Origin of the sequence: Nitrospira sp., assembly GCA_029194665.1 — a bacterium.
GTDB lineage: Bacteria > Nitrospirota > Nitrospiria > Nitrospirales > Nitrospiraceae > Nitrospira_D.
Genome location: JARFXO010000005.1, coordinates 310,492 through 332,987, shown reverse-complemented (window position 1 = coordinate 332,987; position 22,496 = coordinate 310,492). Strand labels below are relative to the sequence as shown.

Below are 22,496 nucleotides of genomic sequence, written 5' to 3'. Positions count from 1 at the left end.
CGCATGATGAAGAGCCGGGACGGATTCACGATTTGGCGCCCTGCTGCTGCATCTCGGATCCCGATGGGAGAGAGTCAAGATCTTTGATGGGCTGGTCGTTCTGCTTTCGCACTTCGACCTTGCTGCCTTCGCGGAGTTTCTCGGTGCCGTCCACTACGACCAATTCATCGGGCGAGAGACCAGAGGTGATCGATGTGTCATCGCCATGAGATGCACCAACCGTAACGGTCCGGACGGCCACTGTCCGGTCGTTATTCACAACATAGACGAAGGTGCCTTTTGCTCCGCGCTGCACGGCGACGGATGGCACGATTGTGACTCCATGTTTCATCTCCAACAACAAGCGGGCATTGACGAACTGATTTGGAAACAATGCGCCGTCCTCGTTCGGGAATACTGCCTTGAGCCGGACAGTACCAGTATTGGGATCGATCTGATTGTCGACCGTCAGGAGAACGCCGGTGGCCAGTTTCTTCTTCTGCTCCCGGTCGAACGCATCGACGGACAAATGTTCACCCGCTTTGAGTCGTTCCAAAACTCCCGGCAAATTATCCTCCGGAATGGCAAAGACGACCCCGATCGGGATGAGTTGCGTAATGACCAGCAGACCATTGTTGTCGTTTGCGTGGACCATGTTCCCGGGATCCACCAGACGCAACCCCACCCGCCCGCTGATGGACGCTGTGATGCGGCTATAGCCCAGCAGCAATTTGGCATTGTCGATCTGGCTTTGGTCGGCCTTTACGATCCCTTCCAACTGACGCACCATGGCATCCTGAGTATCCAATTGTTGCTTGGGAACGTAGCCTTGTTCATACAACCCCTTGTACCGCTGCCAGTCGAGGCGCGCATTGGTCAATTGCGCCAGATCGCGAGCCATCTGCCCCTCAGCCTGGAGCAATTGCACTTCGAACGGTCGCGGGTCAATCTCCGCCAAGAGGTCGCCCTTCCGAACGATCTGTCCTTCCTGAAACAGCACCTTCATGAGTTGCCCATCGACCCGGCTCCTCACATTGACCGTATTCAACGGCACGACCGACCCGAGGCCGTTGAGATAAATACCGATGTCACCCGTCTTGGCCTCCACCACCGCCACCGGAAATGAGCGCGCGCCTCCCGATGCCTGACCGGCACGCGACGGATTCTCGTCCGATTTCGCCAGGAGTGCGTACCCTCCCAGCGCAAGGAGACAGGCCGCTAACAGACCGAGCACCCAACGTTTCACGGTAGTTGCAAAGCGAATCGGTTCAGACATGCCGCTGCCTGCTAGGGCATTGCGCCATTTTTGTGAGCTTCCAGATAGTCATGTGAAAGTCGCCAATGCTGTTGCAGTCCCGCATACATCTTGTCCAGTTCCGACTGCTGCTCCGGGGACAGTTTCCCTTTCATGCCCGCCATCCCCTCGCTCAAGATCTGTTCAATTTCCCCTTGATGCGAAAACCGCAGATCGAGATTTGCGACGTGAGCTCGACCCACGATCGGCTCGATCTCCAGTTGCTGTCGGGTCGTGAGCGACAGTCCCTGCGTGAGACATTTCATAATCCGCTCGTGCTGAGTGGACAACCTCTTTGACATGATCGGCTGGTAACCGTCGGCCTACGATGCGGGTGACATGGGGTTGATACCGACTGATCAGCTCGGCAAATCGTTCGGTTTCTCCCTGACCGATGCGTCGGAGGAGGCTCCTTTCATCCGACGCAGGTTTGAATGACGAGCCGTCGACCATCAGTAGGTGGATTCCCTAAATCGTCGGCACCCCCCAGATCGACAATGTGGCTCACGATAGTACCTCGCGTCAGAAAAATGACCGACAAGCCTCCCATCATCTAGTCGCTCCGAACTCCCCTGAGGTTACATAGAGGTGCTAAGAGCTAAGAAGCTGATGACCGCCAAGGGATTTCGGATCTTGTGTGCCAACCCGTCGAGCAGTTTCCCGAGCGCCGCCAGCTGCTCCGATCCGCGCAATTGTCCTCTGAGTCTATCTTGCGCTGATCGTTGTTGTGTTAACGATCGAGCGAGCGTGAGCATCAGAGCCAAGGACAAGCCGTCAAGGAGAGGCCGACAGACATTTCGTTTCAGCCTAGAACGGCGTAAAGGTCAACATGCCGTTGAGTGTAATCGGACTACTGTCACCTGGCGAATTTGTATTAGCACTCCTGAGGACAACATTTGTGAAGATCGCCGAGCCGGCTGTTCGGTTGATCGTCACTCCATGACAGGCGCCTGCGGCGGGCCCGCACCCCCATCCCCCGCTTCCTCCAGAATCTATGTAGAGGAATCCCACAGTGCCCACACGACCCGCTGGATCCAATGACACGGTCACTGTCGTGACATGAATCCCGACACCGCGAGTTTCGTTCCAATTGATCCCTCCGCCGGTAAAACCGGCAAATTTCGTGGTCGTAAGGCTCCCATCGGCCACGAATGTTCGGCCGACACTGGTCGGAGCGCCGGTCACACTGAGTGTTCCTAAGCTCCCTCCATCTCCAGATGCAGGATTGATCGTCGTGCCGAACACGATCTCATCCGATTGAGACGGCGTACCGTGATCTTGCACGCGGATCGTACAGGAGAACGCTCCGGTCCGGATCGGCGTGCCGCTGATGACCCCACTGACAGGATTCAACGCCAATCCTGGCGGCAAGACCCCAAAACTGATGCTCCACGACTTTGCACCGGTGCCACCCGTCGCCATCAACGTGGCGTTGTAAGCTGTGCCCACGGTCCCGGCGGGAAGCGCCGCTGTCGTGATCGCCAGAGGTTGCACCCCCGGTGCGTGGATAGTCAGTGCGAATTCCGTTGTCGCAGTCGCTCCGGCCGAGTCGATCACATTGACGGTGATCATCGTGGTACCAGCCGCGGTTGGAGTGCCGGAAATGGTACCGGTCTCGGTGAGAGCTAACCCGACCGGCAAGGCATGCGACCCGCTGTTCAGACTCCACACATAACCGGGCACCCCACCGGCCGCCTCTAAGGTCTGATGGTACATCGCTCCGACATTGCCTCCGGGATGAACCATTGTCGTGATCGTCAAGGGTCGCGGCAGTTTCACGAGGCAATTGGGCCGCCGAATGTCTGTTGCCGATGGTCCGACATTCACCAGGTTCGAGATGAGCACAAACTTGAAGGTCTGTTGATCGAATTCAGAGAGACCGAGCTTCGCCCGGCTGTTCTGGCGCATGGCGACCTGGAATGTTCCATCCTCAGCCGTGAGACCTGTCGCCACCCCCGTATAATCGATGCCCTCCGTTCGAACAAGGGCATTGGCTACCGGCTCCCCATTGGCGTCCTTCACACAGCCGGTGACGAAGATCTGTTCTGTGGTAACGTCGGCGTTCCAATAGCGGAAGTGAGCGACCGTTCCTTCGTAATACCGATCCGGAGCCGTACCTTGCAACGTCGCGGTCCCCTCTTCCTTCCACACCCCAGCCGTCTCATCCAAGAACCAGAGCGAGACTGTGGCCGGAGGATTGGCGGACTGCGTCCCGAGCGGAATACGAATCGTCGAGGTCTTTCCTTCCGCCAATGTGTAACGGGTGCCTGCACTATCCCTGATATCAACCAACAGGGCGCCGAAGCTTTCGATCGGCTGCGCCGCCCCACCACCTATAGAAATCCCGCTGAACCCGCCCGGCATCAGATTTGGGTCTATGGCCGGATTGATCGGGGTCAGCGAAACTGTGACTGTCTCTGCCGACGTCCCTCCTGCTTTCGGCACCAAACCATTGGCGGGAATCGTCACACGAGCCGGTGAATGGGGCACCGAGACAGTATCACCCTCCGCCACGGATACCGTTGTCGTCGCACCGGTCGGCACAAGCTTCACACCGAGGTTGGTCGCTTGTCTCGATATCACGCGAGCCACAGGAAAGGCCTCGGCGAATCCGTTCGCTTCTACGTGAACAATGGTACGATCTCCTGGAGGCGCCGGTACGCTAAATCTCCCATCGACAGCGGTTGTGGTTGTCCCTACTTTCGTCTTCACGGTTGCTCCGCTTACCGGCGAACCGTGCGCCAGTGACACGACTTGCCCCTTCACCGTTCCCGTTGGCGATGACGCTGGAACCGGTATTACTCCGACAAGGCGATCACCCCCACAGCCGCTGACGAGCCCTAACATGAGAAAGAATCCGCAAATCCTGTTCAACGAGACCATCAGCGCACCTCCTTGTACGCAACGAGGGTCGACGTAAAATCCGAATAGTTGATTCAAACTCGCTCCCTAACACGAAGCATTCCTATCCAGAAAGATAGAGACCTTACGAATTCACGATTACCGAGTACATTGTTACACCCAGTTGCGGAATTCCCGTTCTTAACTCGCTGGTTTCAAGGCAGCTTTCAAGAGAGGGCAGACCGCTCGGGCTGACAGAAAAACGAGACAAACTGATCATGCACCGCCTTCGTATGTCTGGCATGGTCTGCCGCGAAGCGCTTGCGGGCTTCTATACGATCCTTCTCCATATATCCCATCCGCACGGCACATTTCTCAAGCTCAACACCGTCGTGTGGCAGAGCGTGGGTTTGTAGATCATGGACCATCTGCAACTTGTGTTCGACATCGCGTAGGAACAGATAGGCGGCCGTCAAGGCATCACGGTCTTCGATCGAAAGCAGTTTCTTCTGAGCCAGCCGGTTCAGCGAACCGAGCGTGCTCCGATCCAGTAGTGCCGGCACCTTCCGCCCTACCAAGATTTGAATGGTCTGTACGAAAAACTCGATCTCTCGGATTCCGCCGGTCCCCAGCTTCACATTGCGTTGCGCATGGCCGCGGTCCGTCATTTTGGCGTCAATCATATCCTTGACCGCACGAACATCCTGTACGATCGCCGATGCCTGATCCCGATCCATCTTTTCTCCCAACACGAACTGCTTGACCAGCTTGAGAAACACCTGTCCGACTTCGTAGGAACCTGCCACAGGCCAAGCCTTCAGTAGTGCCAATCGTTCCCAAACCTGTCCACGTGCGGCATAATACTTCCGATACGCTTCCAGCGAGCGCGCCAATTGACCGACGGATCCCTCCGCCCGTAATCTCAAATCGACTCGAAAAACGTGGCCTTCTTTGGTGGGTTCGATCAAGACCCTGGTCAATTCGCGGGCAAGAATCTCAAAATATTCTTCGTTGGAAATGCCGACGCCGGCCGGTATGGCGGCACGCACCCCTCTCGGCGCTCTGGTTTCTCCATGATGCGACTCATAGAGGTAGATCAGATCGACGTCGGAACTGTAATTCAGTTCGTGTCCCCCGAGCTTGCCCATCCCGATCACGGCAAACTTCGTCTCGACCCATCGTCCCCGCCGAGTTCGATGCATGGGAATGCCATACTGCCGCTTGAGATCAGACTCGACAATCTCATAGGCGGCGTGAATCAGCAGGCAGGCCAAGTCGGACAAGGAGCCGGTCGTCTCCGGTATGGTGGCGAGGCGGAGGAGATCCCGCACGCCGATGCGCAACATTTCCCGTCGGCGCACACGTCTCAGAGCGTCCAGCTTCAGTTCCGTGGAAGTCAGGTGCCCGATGCTCTTGCGAAGCGCGTCCTCCATCCCCTTCCGCGTCGGAGGTCGGGATAGGACCTCTTCTTCGGCCAACCAATAGACCAACGTGGGGTCCCGGATCAGCGTAAAGGCCAGGGCGTCGCTGCTGCCGAAGATGACGCAGAGTAGGTCGAGCATGCGGGGCCAGCCTCGCAAATAGTCGAGAAAGGTTGTAGGGGCCACGTTTCCCAGGAAACGCTCCCAATGGTTCAGCGCCTGATCAGGGTCGGCCGTCCGGGAAATCGATTCCATCAGTATCGGGAGGATATCGGCCAGCCGCCGGCGCTGGGCCGGGTCACCCGCCATTGCATCGAGGTTGCGGTCGGCTTGGTCGAGATCATGCAGGCCATAGGCGGACAAGATGGCTCGCACTTCCTCGACATTCCGCTTGGCAGCGAGCAAAACGGGGCTGGGATCCGGGTTAGACGTGGGATTGTGAACCCGAGACGGAACTCGTGGGAATAGCGGCGGTACAGAGGAATGACTCATGGCGCGGCATTATACTGACCCGTTCCTCTACGCACAATGAAACCATTCGGGTATACTGAAGCTTATGCCGATCGGTTCTCCTGATCGCACATCGCTTCTCAACTCGGTTCGTCCGCTCTGTCCAGACATTCCATCCGATCTACTTCTCGATTTCTTCGCCCGCATGGACCAGGAGTACTTCCGGCGGTTTGAGCCTCAGACGATTGCCCGGCATGTCCGATTGACGGCTCAACTGACGCCGGAACATCCCTGTCACATCACCTTTGCCGAACAACCGGACAAGCGGTTTGAGATCACGATCGTGGCCTACGACCACTTCTCCGAATTCGCCATGATTTGCGGCCTGCTCTCAGCATTCGGCCTCAACATTGAGGAAGGACATATCTATACCTTTGCCGAAAAAACCGCTTCACAAACCGCCCGCGCCGGTTGGACAGGATACAGACCGCGTGTCCGCGCAAAGGGCAGCCCGGGTCTGAGTCGAAAAAAGATCGTGGATATCTTCCGGGTCCTTCCGGTACCAGGCGCAGAGCTGGACCTGGCCCAACAGGACCAATTGTCGGACGCGCTCCATTCGGTGATCACCCTGCTCGACACAGGGCAATTCGAGGAGGCGCGGTTCGCTGTAAATCGGCGTCTGGTCGAACAACTCGGTAGGCGACGCGGGTCCTTCAGCGGCCTGCTCAATCCGGTACGGATCATGTTTGACAACAGCCACTCGCCCACTGACACCGTCATGGACATCCGGTCAGACGACACTCCGGCCTTTTTGTACGCCTTCGCCAACGCCCTCGCGATGCGTGATGTATATATCTCCAAAGCGCAGTTCGACGTTGAGGACGGGAAGATTCATGATCGCTTCTATGTCCGCAACCGCCACGGCCAAAAGCTCACCGATGCGGCCGATCAGCAACAGTTGCGCCTGACGGCCGTCCTCATCAAGCAGTTCACCCATGCTCTCACCTGGGCTCCCGACCCGACCAAGGCCCTGGAAGCCTTTGATCAGTTCCTCGATCTAACGATGCAACAGGCAAAGGGCAGGGCCCAGCAGGAAGCATTGGCCTTTCTCAGCGATAAGAAGACCTTTCCTCTGCTCGCCCGTCTGCTCGGCGCCAGCGATTTTCTCTGGGAAGACTTTCTGCGTCGCCAGTACAGCAACCTCCTGCCGCTGCTGCAAGACTACCGGGATGCGCCCCTCATGATGCCACGAGCGACGCTTCGCAAAGAACTTGATCGCCTGGTGAATCGGGCCAAAACCGACGAGGCCCGTAAGGTGGTGCTGAACAGCTTTAAAGATCGCGAGCTGTTCCGCATCGACATGAAACATATCGTCGAGCCGGATACGGCCCTGCCGGATTTCTCCGCCGCCCTGACTCAACTGGCCGAAGTCATCGTCGATCGAAGCTTGAAGGACTGCCAGAATAAACTGAACAAGCTCTATGGCCCACCGCGCTTGGCGAACAAGAAACTCTGTCCCTTCACCGTTCTCGGCTTAGGCAAATTCGGCGGCAGGGAACTGGGCTATGCCTCTGATATTGAAGTGATGTTCGTCTATGGCGACGCAGGCCGGACCGGCGGCAAGCAGCCGATCGAGAACAGCGAATACTTTGAGCGACTCGGCGCCGAACTCTTACAGTGGATCGAGGCCAAGCAAGAAGGTATCTTTCATCTGGACGTACGCCTCCGACCTCACGGTGGGAAGGGCTCGCTGACAAATCCATTTGATGAAATCACCAGCTATTACAGTAGCCGAGGTTTTGCCGCCCCGTTCGAGCGCCAGTCGTTGATCAAATTGCGGTATGTGGCGGGCGATGCAGCTCTGGGTAGGCGAGTCGAGACCCATCGTGATAGTTATGTCTACAACGGCCAACCTTGGGATCTTCCTGTCGCCCTCGACTTACGCCGGCAACAGTTGGAGCAACTCGTGGAGCGAGGCACGATTAACCTCAAACATAGCCTCGGCGGGATCGTCGATATCGAATATGCGATCCAGTACCTTCAGATCATGCACGGCCATCGACTTCCAGTCCTGCATACTCCCAACACCATGCAGGCTCTGGCTGCCCTTGCCGATTGTGGCATTGTCACGAGACAAGACGGCGAGTCTCTCCGCAAAGCCTATTTCTTCATCCGCATGCTCATCGACGGTCTCCGCATGGTACGCGGTAATGCCAAAGACCGCGTCCTCCCCCCAGTCGATTCCGACGAATTCATCTTCCTCGCCCGCCGTGTGGGCTACACCACCGACGACTGGCAAGCAGGAGCAAGCCATCTGGAAACAGATGTCCAGGAGCATATGGGAAAGGTGAAGGAGTTTTTTTCCAGGACGTTTGGGAAGGTGTGACTTCTGGTGAGGATGAAGACACATCGTTGCCCGGTATTCCCAGATTGCCCATCGAGACCTTCGCGATCGAGCCTGAGCTTCCACTCAAGACATTGATTTTACGAATGTTTCTAATGTAGCGCTTTGACGACGAGAGCTAACGGCGGACTCTGAGGTGAGTTTGGTTTTCTCCGCAAGCTGCTGCGAGAAGCTCGTTATGGCAACAGGAACATGACGTGCCGACGACTATTACGTGCTTTCCTGATCTCGCCCGTTGACAGGCAGCCTTAGGGACAGTAGCCTATCCTTCTAGACGAGTCCGCGTCACACCGAGCCGACAGAAAGGGGAGGTTTCAATGAAATCTATATGGAGCATCCTGAGCCTTTGTCTGTTCATGATCACCGCGGGCTGCGGCGGGAAGCCCGCCTCGAAAGAAGAAGACCGCATCACCGTCGGCAAGGTGCAGGGCGAGATCAAAGTCGGGATGCCCGCTTCCAAGGTTGCCGAACTCCTCGGGACTCCCAATATCGTGACCACGGACGAGAACCGACGAGAGGTCTGGATCTATGATAGGGTCTCGACCGATCGTGTAGACTCGACCAGGTCGTCCTATGCGACGATCATCATTCTGGGCAATGCCTCAAATGACCGTGTGCGGACTCAGCGCCAACGGACGCTCACCATCATCATTAAGTACGACGAAGAGAAAAAGGTCAGGGACTTTGCCTACAACGCCACTCAGTTCTGATCAGCCGGTGGGATGCATCCCCGCCACAATTGCTGTGATGGGCAGGTGGCGGCTTTCAATCCTGACACTCACGCTTCTCAGCGGCTGTGTTTCCAGTACTAAGCCGGCCGATTTCTTTGCGCTGACGCCGGAGATTCTGACGCATCGCGTGATGCAGACCAGGTTTTTCGAAACGGCGAATGAGCATGAACTGCTCTCCGCTTCGGCCGCTCTGCTTCAGGATTTGGGCTTTCAAATTGATGAAAGTCAACGGGAAGTCGGCTTCCTGCGCGCGGTGAAGGAGCGAAGTGCCCGTGAGTACGGTCAAGAGATCGGGAGGACGGTATGGTTCTTCCTCTCCTTCGGGAAAGTCCGGCAACCGGTAGACCTACATCACAAGATCGTCGCGGCCCTCGTGTCCCGCCCGCTCAACCCCGACGCAACTCATCACGAAGTTCGCATTGCATTCTACCGGGTCGTCTGGAAGGGAGATGGCCAAGTCGATTACGATTACATTCCGCCCGGTGCGCAATATATGGAGATGGTCAACGATCCGGTGGTGTATCAACAATTTTTCGCGAAGCTTTCAAAATCCGTGTTTCTGGAGGCTCATCGAATCTGAAGCCACCCCATGGAAAGGCTCACGATGCACAGCAACATGATCTGCATCGGCATCCTGCTTGCCGGAGTAGTCTCCTCGCAGGGGTGCGCCGCGCCGGAAGCCCAGCAAGATTTGTTCCTCTTGACTGATGCGCAGATGGAGATCCGCAGCCGCCAGACCAGGACTTTCGATGTGACGGACCGCAACGCCACCATCCGAGCCGTCATCGCGACCCTACAAGATCTGGGGTTCATCATTGAACGGGCCTATGAAGACCTGGGACTTGTCACCGCCGCACGATTCGCCGAACCGAACTATTATGACGTCGTCACGATCACTGTGACGGTGCGGGAAGCGACAGGGGGGAAAATGAGTATTCGCGCCAACGTCATCTATAACAACCAACCCATTGAAGACCCAAAGGTGTATCAGAACTTCTTCGTCGTATTGCAACGGGCGCTGTTTCTCCCTGGGGAGTCGAACCCATCGTCATGACCACCGATACATCACCGGGTTCGGCACTTCCGCTCCGATGGCTGCTTCTGACAGTGTTCGCCGGGGTGGTGTGGTCCCCGGCCTGTTCGCCCTACGAAATGCGGCATGAAAAGCAATCGGACGCGCGGTCGCAGATCTGGTTATCCGAGGACAGTCAGGTGAAGGTCCGAGCCGCGCAATCACGCGTGTTCGACACCAATGATCGGCGAAAGATGCTCGAGGCGATCGTCATGACCTTGCAGGACTTCAACTGCAAGATCGAAGTGCTGGATGAGGAACTGGGAATCGTGTCCGCAAAGAAATACGCTGCATTTGAGCGACCGACCTTCCCCTACCCATCCTACTTCCTCTATCAGCCGGACACGCTCCTGTTCCTCACCAGAAACTATCGAGATTGGGGCCCCTTCTACCACCGCAGCGACCTTGTACGACTGACCGTCACAGTCCGCAACCGCAACGAGTCGCAGCTCATTGTCCGAGCCAGTGCTCAGTCCTATCTTCGCGCCGTCGAAGATCCCTTGCCCTACCAACGGTTCTTCCGTACCCTGGAACAGGCGGTCTTCCTGGAAAGCCACTCTGTCGAATAGCTCGCGAGCATCCAGCCGAAATCCAGGATCGCTTGATGCCCGATCGTGCGCACTTTCTTCCACGGCTTCATGCTCTTAAGCTCCATAGAGTTTTGACCGATAGAGCTTCTGACCCTCAACCAGAGTCCCCCCTATGCCTTCGTCAAACGCAGCCTCGGAATCGGTCTTCATCGACTCCATCCGCCCTCGCCTCCATCAGAACCTCAGACCTCTCTTCGATGAATCCAGCCGCTGTCTCCCAATTTTGGAATCAACTTGTCAGCAAATCCTGAATCACATGGGACCTCAGTCCAACGCCGTGAATCTTGCCCAGGTGATCAGCCGAGACCATGGGCTGACGTGCAAAGTTCTGCAAGTTGCGAACAGCATCGCCTACAGCCCACAGCAGACGATTGTCTCGGTTCCCCATGCTGTCAGTTGGCTCGGGCTCGACACCGTTCGGTCCCTCGTTGCTGCGGCACATCTTGTCGAACAGCTGCAACATTGGCCGGTTCGCCAACACGAGTTCCGAACCTTGATCGCCAAGTCTCTTCTCTCAGCGACCTATGCCGGCGAACTGGGAATGGCCATTGGATACTCACAGCCGGGGCAGTTGTTTACCGGCGCACTCCTCTATTCGATCGGGGACCTGGCCATCGCCTACCAGGACCCGGACCTCTTTCTTGCTCTCCAGGCTATTTCCAAGAAATCCAAGCGCCCGTCGGAATGTGCGCTTCAAGAGACGCGCCTCATTGGTATACCACGGCTGACCTTGGCCCAAGCGTTGGCCCAGATGTGGAACCTGCCGGACGATCTGATCGAGCTCTTCCGTCATCCAGAAGAACTGGCGATGGGGCATTGGCAAAGCGGGCTTCAAACCTACCGAGGTGTCGTCGCCGGGTCCATTCGGCTGGTCGAGGTGCTCACCGGTCCAGCCTCGCAAACCGCTATTGAGGAAGCCAAGAAAACTCTCCAGCTTGGAAGCAGACTCTCTTCTGGCCTATTCGCTGAGTTGACGATTCGGGCTATGGATCGGGGACGTCAACTCATCCGCTCCATGGGGTTGGCAATCGATTCTTCCCATGAAGCCATGGCACCACCACCCAAGGAGGACGCCACCGAATCACTCTCGCATCCGCCCCCCATCAAAGGCACGCTCGGCAAAGAGCAGGCAACGCTCCCACCGCGAGAGGAATCGGTTGCTCCCGTTCTGGCCAAGCCGCTTGAAACACTCCAAGCCTTTCAGGACTCGCTCCAAGCTGCAAGCGACCTCAACGGCCTACTCGGGGCTTTTGTGCAATCCCTACATCGGGATGCCGGATTTGACCGCATAGGCCTGGCGCTTCTGAACCAAAACGACAGTGATCTGCTGGTTGGAAGACTGGTGCTTGGTGTGGCACCTCCGACACCCTACCTCCGGTCCCTTTCAGGTTCACTGAGCCGAGAGCATCAGTTTTTTCTCACGGTTCTCAAGCGGGCCGATCCATTCCTCGTTCCCAACTTTTTAGACCGGAAGGCCGGGATTCTGAAACATGATTTTATCGAGGTCTGGAGACCGACGTCGGCGATCATGGCGCCGTTGCGGGTTGGAGCAAAACCGATTGGGCTCATCTTCTGTGATCGAGCAACCACCAACCAACCGGTATTATCTCAAGACTGCCAGGTATTCCGGCTGTTTTTCGCCCAGACGACGTTGGGTCTGAATCGATTGGCCGGCATACTGTAGCTTGGCGCTTGCGACAGCGCGACGCCCCCACGGTAATTGGTCACCCGCCTGAGTTCCATCACGCGATAAGCCGCCGAATCGGAAGGCCGACTACCGTAACCACATGGGGCGATGAACTCCCATTAAACGGACTTGGGACCTTTTTCTGATCATGGACAATGTCTGCGGAATTAGGCGGCCATGGCACGAGGACGGATAAGCGCTAGGGTATCTTGCAGCTTGGCTCGAGCATCCGTGAGCAGTGCCGTGAGGCTGGCCGCTGCAAACCGGGTGGCGGTGATGGCATAGGGACTGATCGGCATTGCAGCAGGGCGGCGACTCGGCTCGAACTCTTCGTAATCGGCGACGACGCCGGCCAGATGAACGATCGACGCGTGGAGGATGAATTCACCGGCATCGTTTGGACTCAGTTGACAGCGGATGGCCTGTTCGATTTGGACAGGCATCCCCCAGGCCCGAATGAGTTCGGCTCCCACTTCCGCGAAGTCGCACCCAATGTTGGACTGCTCCACCTCGGCCAGAGAGGTTCCGAGATAGCCCGCTTCAATGAGAGCAGACTGCGCACGCTGCGGGATGGTCTGGTAGAGGACGAGATGGCCGATATCGCGCAGCAGGCCTTCGAGGAAGAAACGCTCGCTGTCCTCTATGCCGCAGGCTGTAGCAATCCTTCTGGCGAGCAGGGCACAGAGCACGCTTTTGCGCCAGAACATCGAGACGTCCATGAGTTGAATCGGCATCCCGGAGAAGGTCCGCCCCACAGTCGTTGCGGTGACGAGATCATTGATGGCTTGCCTACCGACGATGCTGACGGCGCGAGAGATGGTGTCGATCTGTTTGGGAAATCCATAGAGGGGGCAGTTGACAATGCGAAGAAGCCTGGCCGAGATGGCCGGGTCCAGCTTAAGGACCTCGGCAAGGTCATCCATGGTCGACTTCGGGTCGTCCACCACATCTCGCACACGGAAGTAGATCTCCGGCAAGGTAAGGACAGTGGTGCAGGACTGAACCAGTTCGCTCGCCAAAGGCATGGTGAGGATCCCTTTCAGTGGTGGATCGAGAGAGACCGGCTTCCACCTTCTCTATCGGCTATCAATGGATAGAACTGTAGAAGAAGCGGTTTCTATGAGCCGAATACGGAATGCCTTCGGCTCAACAGCAGAGCTTGGGGCGCCGGGAGAGATGCGCTGCGCAGTGGGTTTGGCACCGCGTCCTTGCCTCGAGCATCGGAATGTACAGGATAAGCTTTACGAACTGAATTTCGGACGGCTCCGATCCTCAACTTCCCATGGCTCGCAATCGCAGAAAGGCTTGTTTCTGTCGACATCGTGCCGTCTCGTGCTCATGCCGAATGGGCTTACGGCTGCTGGCGCGTCTGGACCTGGAGCTTGTTGGTGACCTGTTTGACGCCACGTACCTGTCTAGCCAGTTGTTCCGCCCGAGCTTTCTGCTCTGAGGTTGGCACTGTGCCGCTGAGAATCACGGTCCCTCGTTCCGTCTCCACATCGACCCTGGCAAAATCGATCACATTATCGCCTGCCAGGTTCCCCTGTACGTTCGCCGTGATTGAATCATCGTTCAAGCGTTCTATGTCGGTTCTGGCGGTCGAGGCCTCACCGGCCATGAGCTCGCTCACCCCATTCAGCACGAGAACAAGAAGTACGAGAACAAGCGACGACATCCTCACAGGATTGTCCCCTTATGAATAATTTTTGGTTAATCGACTCAGTTGTATGCTATCCACGGCTGTGTGACGGCTCATTGGCTGCTTCTTCTACCACGTTCTGTCTCTGTTCGGCAAATTCCCTAGCGGACCGTCCGACATCTTTCATTGCTTCCTGTCTCTGCCTTGCAAATTATTTGGCCGAACATTACGCATCGCAAATCGTCCCTTATCCCTTTACTTACTAATACTCCTTGCCTCGTTCTGCCATGGTATTCCATGCCTCCTGCCCCTTATCCATCGGGCCATCCTTCGCTCAATTTGATGTCGTCGCGCAAGGCAACATGTCGCGCAGCTCCGAAGCCGGTTGAGGAACAAACAGCACAACGACGCTGGCATCAATCAATGCTCTCGCCATAGACTCGGACTCTCCCGCCGAGTCCCCGATTCCTCTGTCGTAATAATTTCCGTTGCGCGTTTAAGAAACTTAATGTTCTGTGGCTACATTCGAATTTCATTAAGCTGTTGTTCCGCTTCAAACCAATGAGACCAATCGTTGCCATGCTCACAGCCACTCTCTAGAAACAGAATAAACGCCCGCTCCGCGATTCTACGATGCGTCGCAGAATCATCCTCGATACCTTGATGTCCATTCGTGGTAGTAGAAGGCGTTTCCTCGGAAAGCTTTTCAGATTCTCGCACATCAGCAGGCAGCTCCTCTTGTATCCGCTTGTGCTCTTGCTGCTCTTTGGATCTAGCGGCTGGTTGCGATGAATGGTCTTGAGCGGGGGTTTCGTCCGACCGACCGGCCTTTATTTCCTCTGCGTTAGATGACTTGTTTTTACTTTTGTTTGAACGTACTCGTGCCATCTCCTCTCCCTATGACCACCCGTTTATGGTTGTCGACATTCTTCATCCTGAACGATTAGTAAGACACCTGTTTCATCAGCCCTGCTGCCACCTCATCCTAATCCTACGCGCCGTCGAGCATTAACTAGGAGATCGCCTAGGTTTGCGTAGATCGGCATGCTCGAGATGTCTTGAATGAGTCCCGGAAAAGATTCATGCCAGGTTAACCAGGATGAAAAATTGCACGACCGTACTCGTATCGTCTTTTCTGACGCTCGCAGATTGCCGAGCTTCTCCCGGCGTTGTCCGGTATCTTGTCGAACTGTGACAGACAGTCAACCAGTAGTGGATAGGAACAGAAGTGTATGCTGGGCGTAGGCTGAGCAGCCTATTTTTCAAACATGTTGTGGATATTCCTTCGGTCCAGTGAATGTTTCCTATACCAGGTGACCGGTCTGAGATTTCTCCACGATGTTCTCCCGGGTTTCGCTAACCTTGACTCGCTCGAGGTACTCAGCGGAAAGCCCACCCACCGGTAGCTGCATCGTAGCAGCATAAAAGTGATCGGCAGGAGCCGCCGTCCGATGAAGATTGATCAGGATCGTCACCCACTAACTCTCAGCGGTCCAACGACAGATCCCATTTCTCCCCGAACTTCAAATCCCAAAAATCCGGTTCATATTTTAAGCGCCCTCCCGCAGGAGTAAAGGTAAACTCGCCAAAATAGACTCGCCCCTTAGCGTTGTACAAATCGACGCGGACGAACCCGAATTCGGCCGACAGTTTTGCTGCGAGTGCAAGCATTTCCTCCAAATCGACCGGCTTTGGCACCGACGGCCGTGCTCCACTTACCCCATCGGAGAAATCGAGGGGATTCCACGTTATGTCAAAAGATGGGTTGATGTCGTGCGTATGATTCCGAACAAGAATCTGCTCCGGCGTTCCGTTAAAACAGGAGAATTTATAGTCGAGCGGCGGACTCCCATCCTCGTTGGTCAGGTATTCCTCAATCACAATCATGGGTTTAATGCCATAGTATTGGTATTCACGTTCCTCCCAATAATAGTCGCTGAGCAGCCAGCCCGAGACCTGATGAATAATTGCCTCGCGATCCACCTCGCCTCTGACAATGATCACTTGTCCGCTTGAGTGGCTCGGCTTGATCACATACTCCTCCGGCAGCCGATCAAACGGGATCGCACGCGGATCGTCTCCGTGCCATAAGAGCTTGATCAAATACGCCTCGCCTACCCTGCTTGCCACATGGGCTCGCACCGCATACTTATCGGCCAACTGTCGGAACCGTGAGGGCATGGCTCCCCGATTCCAGGTGACCATGCGCCAGAACAGCTTTTCTGTAAAGGTCTGAGGATTTGTCAAATTGGGCGGTCTGCCATGGATCTGAGAATATCTGTGCAACAGGATGGCCTCGCCTTCCGACCGCCGCATGACCTGGCGTCTGATGTCTCGATAGTGGACGACGAGGTCATGCACCCAGGTCTCTCGTAACTTGCCACGGAGCGCTGCGATCCCCGTTGGTTGAACCAAATCCTGCATTCTTCTAGCTTCTATTTCTCACGTTCTATCTTAGCCTTCCTAACCGCTGGACACCGGACGAGTCTAAAGGTGCGCAACTTGCCAGTCAAGCCATAAGTAGCCTCTTGTAGCTAGCACATCATATGTACATGTCTGGTTTTTGTAGCACGCGAAGTGTCCGGTTCAGGGCGGGTCCTCAAAGGGGAGGGGCACCGTGACACGGGCGCGGATCCTAGCCTAACCTCAGGCTAACCGGAGCTGAGCGCCAGGATTTTACTTCGTGCCAGGGCTACGATGGTCTTGTGGACTGGTCCGGGAGCCGTAACAGCGTACGTCGGGCATGATGGATGACTTTGCCCACCGTGTTGAGCACCAAAAACCTCAGAGGCTTGAGCCGAGCCTCCGACAAACCCGCGATAAGGCCGGCCGCTTCAACGCACTGAGCAGATTGTAGATGAGGACGCTAAGCCGGAACCAGGCGGCGTTGGCGTCAAACTTCTAGCTGGGGAACACCGCGGCCGCTCACTCGTTCTTCGCAACATGGAGGGGAACTAGGGTCGGTCTTGTCTCGTGCATTGCGGGAGTTCGCTGATTCTCAGTACAATCGAGGAATGAATTCGTACAAGCCTTGCCTGCACGCCGATAGCCCCGCCAAACATCGCGCTCCAATTGTCGGCGGCATGATTGAGAGGTCTCTCGTCTGCCCATTGACGAAAAACGCATAGTCTTGGGCCCACGCAGCCGTGCGCTTCGAGTTGCTTGGCTCTATTCCACAGATTGATACATTTGCCGTTGACGCTCAAATCCACGGGATCGTCCGTCTGCGTAATTGCTACGGCAAGGGACGCTGGCGGAAACGGAAGGGCCCAAAGGTTCGATTCTCCGACAACGCTGTTCACCTGGCTGAAATTCACTGGTACCAAGCCTGAAGAATAGGGCGGAAGGAATCAAAGATCAAACACATACGCTGAGGTACCACAATGCGAAAATTGAACCGAGCCGCTTCCGGATTTCTGATCTGCCCGGACAACGAAGGATACTCAGTTTCCCTGGAATGACAAAAACTCTATGTGGCACTTCCTAGATACGATGGCGCTTAAACACGGACAGATCCGCGTCATCGATGTATCGGATGAGGATTAGCTTTGCTCCAAGAGTCGCTTTTTGCCTGCTCCAATTCCCCAGTCCCTCCCCAAAGCTATCCTAAAAATGGTTTATTTCCAACTTCAGCCTGTATGTTGCCGATCGCTTGAGCGCGTTTTTCCTCCAGTTCGGCCCAGCGGGCGTAGAGGCGTTCGACTTCTGTCTGAGCAGCATGAAGTGCGGCAAACCGATCTTGCAGATCAGCGGCGGATGAGGCGATAGCCGGGTCATTTGCCGCAGCTTGGCAGGTCGCAACGGTTTCCTCGGCTTCCAGGATTTTTGCTTCGATCTGTTCCCACTCCTTTTGTTCCTTGTACGACAAGCCTTTCCGTTTGGATGGCTTCGCCGATAGGGAGGTTTCCTCCAAGATCTCGGGTTTTCTTTCTTCCGTCGCCTTTCTCGCCTGTGCGGCTTCCCATTGGGCATAGTCGGCGAACCATTCGGCGCGGCCCATCCCGTCGAGCGTCAGAAGTCTTGTGGAGACACGGTCCAAGAGCCACCGGTCGTGCGTCACCAAAACAAGCGCGCCTGTAAATTCAAGCAAACTGTCTTCCAGGACATCGAGTGTTGGAATATCCAAATCGTTCGTCGGTTCGTCGAGGAGCAAGAGATCCGCCGGTTGGAGCATCAGTCGCGCGATCAGCAGCCTCGCCTGCTCGCCGCCTGATAAGCGCGAGACCGGCAGATCGAGCTGCTCCGGCTTGAAGAGGAAGCGCTTGGCCCATGAGATCAGGTGCACGGAACGATCCTGGTATACGACGGCATCGCCGCCGGCTGGAGCAAGGGCGCGCCGCAACGTGGCTTGCTGGTCCAATGACTCACGGTGTTGCTCGAAGGTCACGACGCGCAACCGATCGGCACGCGTGATAGTGCCACGATCCGGCTCCAATATGCCGGCTAAGAGTTTTAAGATGGTCGTCTTGCCACCACCATTAGGGCCGAGGAGACCAATTCGCTCGCCTGGACCCATCACGATATCGAGATTGGACACGATCGGTTTGTCGCCGAGAGATTTCCCGATCCCCTTTGTCACCAACAATTGTTTCGACTTTCGTCCAGAGGCTGTGAAGTCGATCCCGGCCGATCCCTGCGCTTGTCGTGATTCGATATCTTGTAGTTCATCGATCATCCGACCGGCTGCATCGATCCGGGCCTTGGCTTTAGTCGTGCGAGCTTTCGGCCCGCGTCTGAGCCATTCCACTTCTCGCCGGACCCGATTTGCCAACGATGCCTGATAGTCGGTCTGCGCCTGTAATGCCGCATCGCGTTGCTCCAAAAACTCGCTGTACCGACCGTTTGCTTGAAAGACGCCATTGGCATATCGGCGATTCAATTCCCAGATCCTCGTTGTCACCGATTCCAGGAAGCGCCGATCATGACTAATGACCACGAAGGCATGGGGCTCGGCTTTCAGCAGGCGTTCCAGCCAGAGAATACCTTCGACGTCCAAATGGTTGGTCGGCTCATCCATGAGCAGCACGTCCGGTTCCAGCATCAGCGACCGTGCGATCGCCAACCGCTTCCTCCATCCTCCGGAGAGCGTTGAGACTGATTGGTCGGCACGGATAAACCCTCCGAGGCTGAGCGTTTTGGCGATGCGCCCGCCATGCTCATGCTGGTCCAGTCCCTCGTCGAGGAGGACCTGGATCAGCGTTTCCTCGACCGAGGACTGCTCGATAAACGAGGATTCTTGCGGAACATAGCCGATGCGGATCTGCCTCCGCACAGATCTAGTACCGCTGTCCAGCTCCTCGAGACCGGCCAGGATCTTGAGCAACGTGGACTTCCCTGACCCATTGGGACCGATCAGCCCGACATGATCGCCCTCGCAGAGTCCGAGTGAAAGGTCACTGAATAACGGTTTGATCCCGAAGCCCTTGCCGACGGATTCGCAACTGAGCAGCAAAATCGGTGGCATGGTGGTGTATCCGATCGAGACCCTAGTAGGCAGAGCTGCTCGTCGACCGTTTGTGCAACTGCTAGCGGTTTGCTGTACGAAGACTACGGAGTGTTTTGCTCCTCGAACGCGCGGAGCAGGTCAGAGACTGAAAGTACACCGATGATCGTGGCATCGGCAGTCACCGGCAGATGTCGGATGCTCTGCTTCTTCATCAGCGACATGGCTTCGGCGAGTGACTCATCTTCTTCAATCGTAACAACTGGCCGGCTCATGCAAGCGGCGACGGTCGTGGTATTGGGGTCGAGACCTTTGGCAACAGCCTTGCGAGTGAGATCGGAATCGGTCACGATACCGATATAGCGGGACCCGTCATCCACGATCAGCGAGCCGACTTTATGCTTTTGCAACAGCTGCCCCGCCTGTTTGATGGTTGCAGCCCGATGGATGCTTCGCACATCATGCGACATATAGTCTTCAACAATTGCTGCCTCGATCCCTTTCCCTTTCCTCGTTGCCTGCAATCGTCGACGTAATTCGAGATCAGCCAAACAGCTTTCCAGCACTTGGCGACGCTGTTGGAGGCTCTCACGTTCCACATCGTGGGTCCCGCTTTCCTGCGCCTCTTCAGGCAAGAGTGCCGATTCACCCGTCTTGGCAAAGAAATAGGCCTCTGATTCATCCGATGCCGCGCCGAATACCTGACTGATCAACTCTTCCGCCGCGTCGTCGAAATCTTCAAGCGAAGCCGACCCGCGCTTACGCGAGAGGAAAGGTTGAAATTTCACGAGCTGCTGCTTAAACCGCTCGACATATCGATCGAGAATATCGCTCCTTGTCAACCCCGTACGAACTCGTTTCGGCATCATCTTCCTCCTGGTTGTAAGCGCGAGAATAACCTAACCCTAGGATGAGGCTCAAGGGGTCTCTGATCATGCTCGTTTAGTTCAGGACACAAAAGGCTTGCTCCTTGATTTTTTATCTGCGACCCTTTATGCAATCCGCTCCGAATAGAACTGGGTGATTCGATCGGTGCCGAAGGGGATCAACTGCCATGAGGGGATTCGTGTTCATCGCCCTGCTGATACTGCTCAATTCCGGCCCGGTCTATGCCCGCTGGGAGGCTCTGGAGAAACAATACCAGCCTGCCGGTCTTGAGACCCTGTACTTGGACCCAAAAACTATTCAACAAGCGGGGACTCGCGCAACGCTCTGGCAATTAACGGATCTCAAATGGAACAGCACCACACGATTCTTGTCCTTCAAGACCCACAAGGAATTTGACTGTGAACAATCTCGCGTACGCGTTCTGCAAGTCATCGAATTTTCCCGCCACATGGGCACCGGCAAACCGGCAACCGGCTACATCGAAAACGGGAACTGGCAGCCGGTAGAAGCGCGCAACGTCAATCACGCGCTTTGGAGGGCGGCTTGCGGGAAACGCTAACCCTCCACCTGTGTCCGACGACGGCTCCCTACAGCTAGACGTCGTAATAGAGAAAGAACTCGTGGGGGTGTGGCCGCACGCGCATCTGATCAATCTCCTTGCTTCGCTTATAGCCGATCCAGGCCTCGATCAGATCCTCGGTAAACACTTCCCCTTTAAGGAGAAACTGGTGGTCCCGTTCTAGGCTGTTGATCGCCTCATCCAAACTACCCGGCATGGTCGGAATACTCGCCGCCTCCTTCGGATCGAGATCGTAGAGGTCTTTTTCGGCCGGCTCGCCTGGGTTGATCTTGTTTTGAATGCCGTCGAGCCCCGCCATGAGCATCGCAGAGAATGCCAAATAGGGATTACAGGATGGATCGGGAAACCGCACTTCGATCCGCTTCGCTTTCGGACTTGGAGAGTACATTGGAATGCGGATGCCGGCCGATCGGTTCCGGCTGGAATAGGCCAGCAGCACCGGCGCTTCGAACCCCGGGGTGATGCGTTTGTAGGAGTTCGTCGTCGGATTCGTAAAGGCTGCCAGCGCCGGCGCATGCTTCAGGATGCCACCGATATAATGTAAACAGAGCGGTGAGATGCCGGCATAGTCTTTCCCGGCAAAGAGCGGTTTCCCATCTTTCCAGATGCTCTGATGGGTGTGCATCCCCGATCCGGCATCACTGAAGAGCGGCTTCGGCATGAATGTCACCGTCTTCCCATGTCGACGCGCCACGTTTTTGACGATGTACTTGTACAGCATCATCTTGTCCGCGGTTCGCACGAGAGAATCAAATCGGATATCGATTTCGGCCTGCCCAGCCGAGGCTGTCTCGTGATGATGCTTCTCGACCTCAATGCCGACCTTTTCCATCTCCAGGACCATCTCGCTCCGGATATCTTGCTGGGTATCAGCTGGAGCCACTGGGAAATACCCCTGCTTATGCCGAATCTTCCCCCCCAGGTTGATCCCCTCTTGCCCCATGTTCCAGGCGCCTTCCTCCGAATCGATATAGTAGAAGCCGCTGTGGCTGGTTTGGTCGTAACGAGCATGATCGAAGATAAAAAACTCGGCTTCAGGCCCCCAGAATGAGTTGTCGCCGATCTTGGTACTCTGGAGATACTTCTCAGCCTTTTGCGCGATAAACCTGGGATCACGTTCGTAATTCTCCCGAGAAATCGGGTCCGCGACATTTCCGGTCAGGCTGAGCGTCGGGACCGCGGTGAAGGGATCCAGGCATGCCGTGGCAGGGTCCGGCACCATCAACAAATCGCTGTTGTTGATGGCCTTCCAGCCGCGAATCGACGACCCATCAAGGCCGGACCCGTCCTTGAACAGCCCCTCCGTCAGCTCGCTCACAGGGATGGTCATATGTTGCCACATTCCAGGCAGATCGACGAATTTCAGATCGACCATCTGGACCCTGTGTTTCTTGGCGAACTCCAATACCTCCCGCACGTTCATCCCCGTCCTCCTTATGAAGTTCCTCCGCGATCCTGTTCTAGTGCCTGGACCCCT

At 56.0% G+C, this 22,496-nt stretch carries 19 protein-coding genes; 7 read left to right on the top strand and 12 right to left on the bottom strand.

Features of this window, described 5'->3' with window-relative positions; translation table 11 throughout:
- Positions 1-25: 25 nt before the first annotated feature.
- From P0119_17645 to P0119_17630, 4 genes are all read right to left on the bottom strand, one after another.
- Positions 26-1,255, bottom strand: a complete 1,230-nt coding sequence (locus P0119_17645; protein ID MDF0667872.1) for an MdtA/MuxA family multidrug efflux RND transporter periplasmic adaptor subunit — start codon at positions 1,253-1,255, stop codon at positions 26-28.
- Positions 1,256-1,266: 11 nt separating this feature from the next.
- Positions 1,267-1,539: a hypothetical protein gene (locus P0119_17640; GenBank protein ID MDF0667871.1), complete on the bottom strand. Its 273-nt coding sequence runs from the start codon at positions 1,537-1,539 to the stop codon at positions 1,267-1,269.
- A gap of 541 nt (positions 1,540-2,080) precedes the next feature.
- Entirely contained in the window at positions 2,081-4,156 is a 2,076-nt protein-coding gene (locus tag P0119_17635; GenBank protein MDF0667870.1) for a putative Ig domain-containing protein, read from the bottom strand.
- 185 nt (positions 4,157-4,341) lie between these two features.
- Entirely contained in the window at positions 4,342-6,027 is a 1,686-nt protein-coding gene (locus P0119_17630) for a hypothetical protein (protein MDF0667869.1), read from the bottom strand.
- A 64-nt stretch (positions 6,028-6,091) separates the two neighbouring features.
- Between P0119_17630 and P0119_17625 the strand changes: the two genes are divergently transcribed.
- From P0119_17625 to P0119_17600, 6 genes are all read left to right on the top strand, one after another.
- Positions 6,092-8,371, top strand: coding sequence for a hypothetical protein (locus P0119_17625; protein ID MDF0667868.1), 2,280 nt, complete (start codon positions 6,092-6,094; stop codon positions 8,369-8,371).
- A 335-nt stretch (positions 8,372-8,706) separates the two neighbouring features.
- Complete coding sequence (locus P0119_17620) at positions 8,707-9,099, top strand: hypothetical protein (protein MDF0667867.1); 393 nt, start codon at positions 8,707-8,709, stop codon at positions 9,097-9,099.
- Positions 9,074-9,700: a hypothetical protein gene (locus P0119_17615; GenBank protein ID MDF0667866.1), complete on the top strand. Its 627-nt coding sequence runs from the start codon at positions 9,074-9,076 to the stop codon at positions 9,698-9,700. The genes P0119_17620 and P0119_17615 overlap by 26 nt, the downstream gene beginning before the upstream one ends.
- A 9-nt stretch (positions 9,701-9,709) precedes the next feature.
- Positions 9,710-10,174, top strand: coding sequence for a hypothetical protein (locus P0119_17610; GenBank protein MDF0667865.1), 465 nt, complete (start codon positions 9,710-9,712; stop codon positions 10,172-10,174).
- Positions 10,171-10,761 (top strand): hypothetical protein, encoded by a 591-nt coding sequence (locus P0119_17605; GenBank protein MDF0667864.1) that lies wholly within the window; start codon positions 10,171-10,173, stop codon positions 10,759-10,761. Before P0119_17610 ends, P0119_17605 begins: the two co-directional genes overlap by 4 nt.
- 133 nt (positions 10,762-10,894) lie before the next feature.
- Positions 10,895-12,466 carry an HDOD domain-containing protein gene (locus tag P0119_17600; protein ID MDF0667863.1) on the top strand — a complete coding sequence of 524 codons (1,572 nt, stop codon included), beginning with the start codon at positions 10,895-10,897 and terminating at the stop codon, positions 12,464-12,466.
- A gap of 170 nt (positions 12,467-12,636) precedes the next feature.
- On the opposite strand, the gene P0119_17595 is transcribed toward P0119_17600, so the two are convergent.
- The 7 genes from P0119_17595 to P0119_17565 form a co-directional block, all read right to left on the bottom strand.
- Complete coding sequence (locus P0119_17595; GenBank protein MDF0667862.1) at positions 12,637-13,494, bottom strand: HDOD domain-containing protein; 858 nt, start codon at positions 13,492-13,494, stop codon at positions 12,637-12,639.
- Between the two features lie 326 nt (positions 13,495-13,820).
- Positions 13,821-14,144 (bottom strand): BON domain-containing protein, encoded by a 324-nt coding sequence (locus tag P0119_17590; protein MDF0667861.1) that lies wholly within the window; start codon positions 14,142-14,144, stop codon positions 13,821-13,823.
- Between the two features lie 483 nt (positions 14,145-14,627).
- On the bottom strand, positions 14,628-14,996 hold the full coding sequence (locus tag P0119_17585; protein ID MDF0667860.1) for a DUF2934 domain-containing protein: 369 nt from the start codon (positions 14,994-14,996) through the stop codon (positions 14,628-14,630).
- A 416-nt stretch (positions 14,997-15,412) separates the two neighbouring features.
- Positions 15,413-15,583: a hypothetical protein gene (locus P0119_17580; protein MDF0667859.1), complete on the bottom strand. Its 171-nt coding sequence runs from the start codon at positions 15,581-15,583 to the stop codon at positions 15,413-15,415.
- A 10-nt stretch (positions 15,584-15,593) separates the two neighbouring features.
- Entirely contained in the window at positions 15,594-16,532 is a 939-nt protein-coding gene (locus tag P0119_17575) for an ATP-grasp fold amidoligase family protein (protein ID MDF0667858.1), read from the bottom strand.
- 1,177 nt (positions 16,533-17,709) lie between these two features.
- Positions 17,710-19,572 (bottom strand): ABC-F family ATP-binding cassette domain-containing protein, encoded by a 1,863-nt coding sequence (locus tag P0119_17570; GenBank protein MDF0667857.1) that lies wholly within the window; start codon positions 19,570-19,572, stop codon positions 17,710-17,712.
- Positions 19,573-19,655: 83 nt separating this feature from the next.
- Positions 19,656-20,420, bottom strand: a complete 765-nt coding sequence (locus P0119_17565; GenBank protein MDF0667856.1) for a CBS domain-containing protein — start codon at positions 20,418-20,420, stop codon at positions 19,656-19,658.
- Positions 20,421-20,605: 185 nt separating this feature from the next.
- Between P0119_17565 and P0119_17560 the strand changes: the two genes are divergently transcribed.
- A complete protein-coding gene (locus P0119_17560; protein MDF0667855.1) occupies positions 20,606-20,998 on the top strand; it encodes a hypothetical protein in 393 nt (130 codons plus the stop codon).
- 34 nt (positions 20,999-21,032) lie between these two features.
- On the opposite strand, the gene glnA is transcribed toward P0119_17560, so the two are convergent.
- Entirely contained in the window at positions 21,033-22,442 is a 1,410-nt protein-coding gene (gene glnA / locus P0119_17555) for a type I glutamate--ammonia ligase (protein MDF0667854.1), read from the bottom strand.
- Between the last annotated feature and the right edge of the window lie 54 nt (positions 22,443-22,496).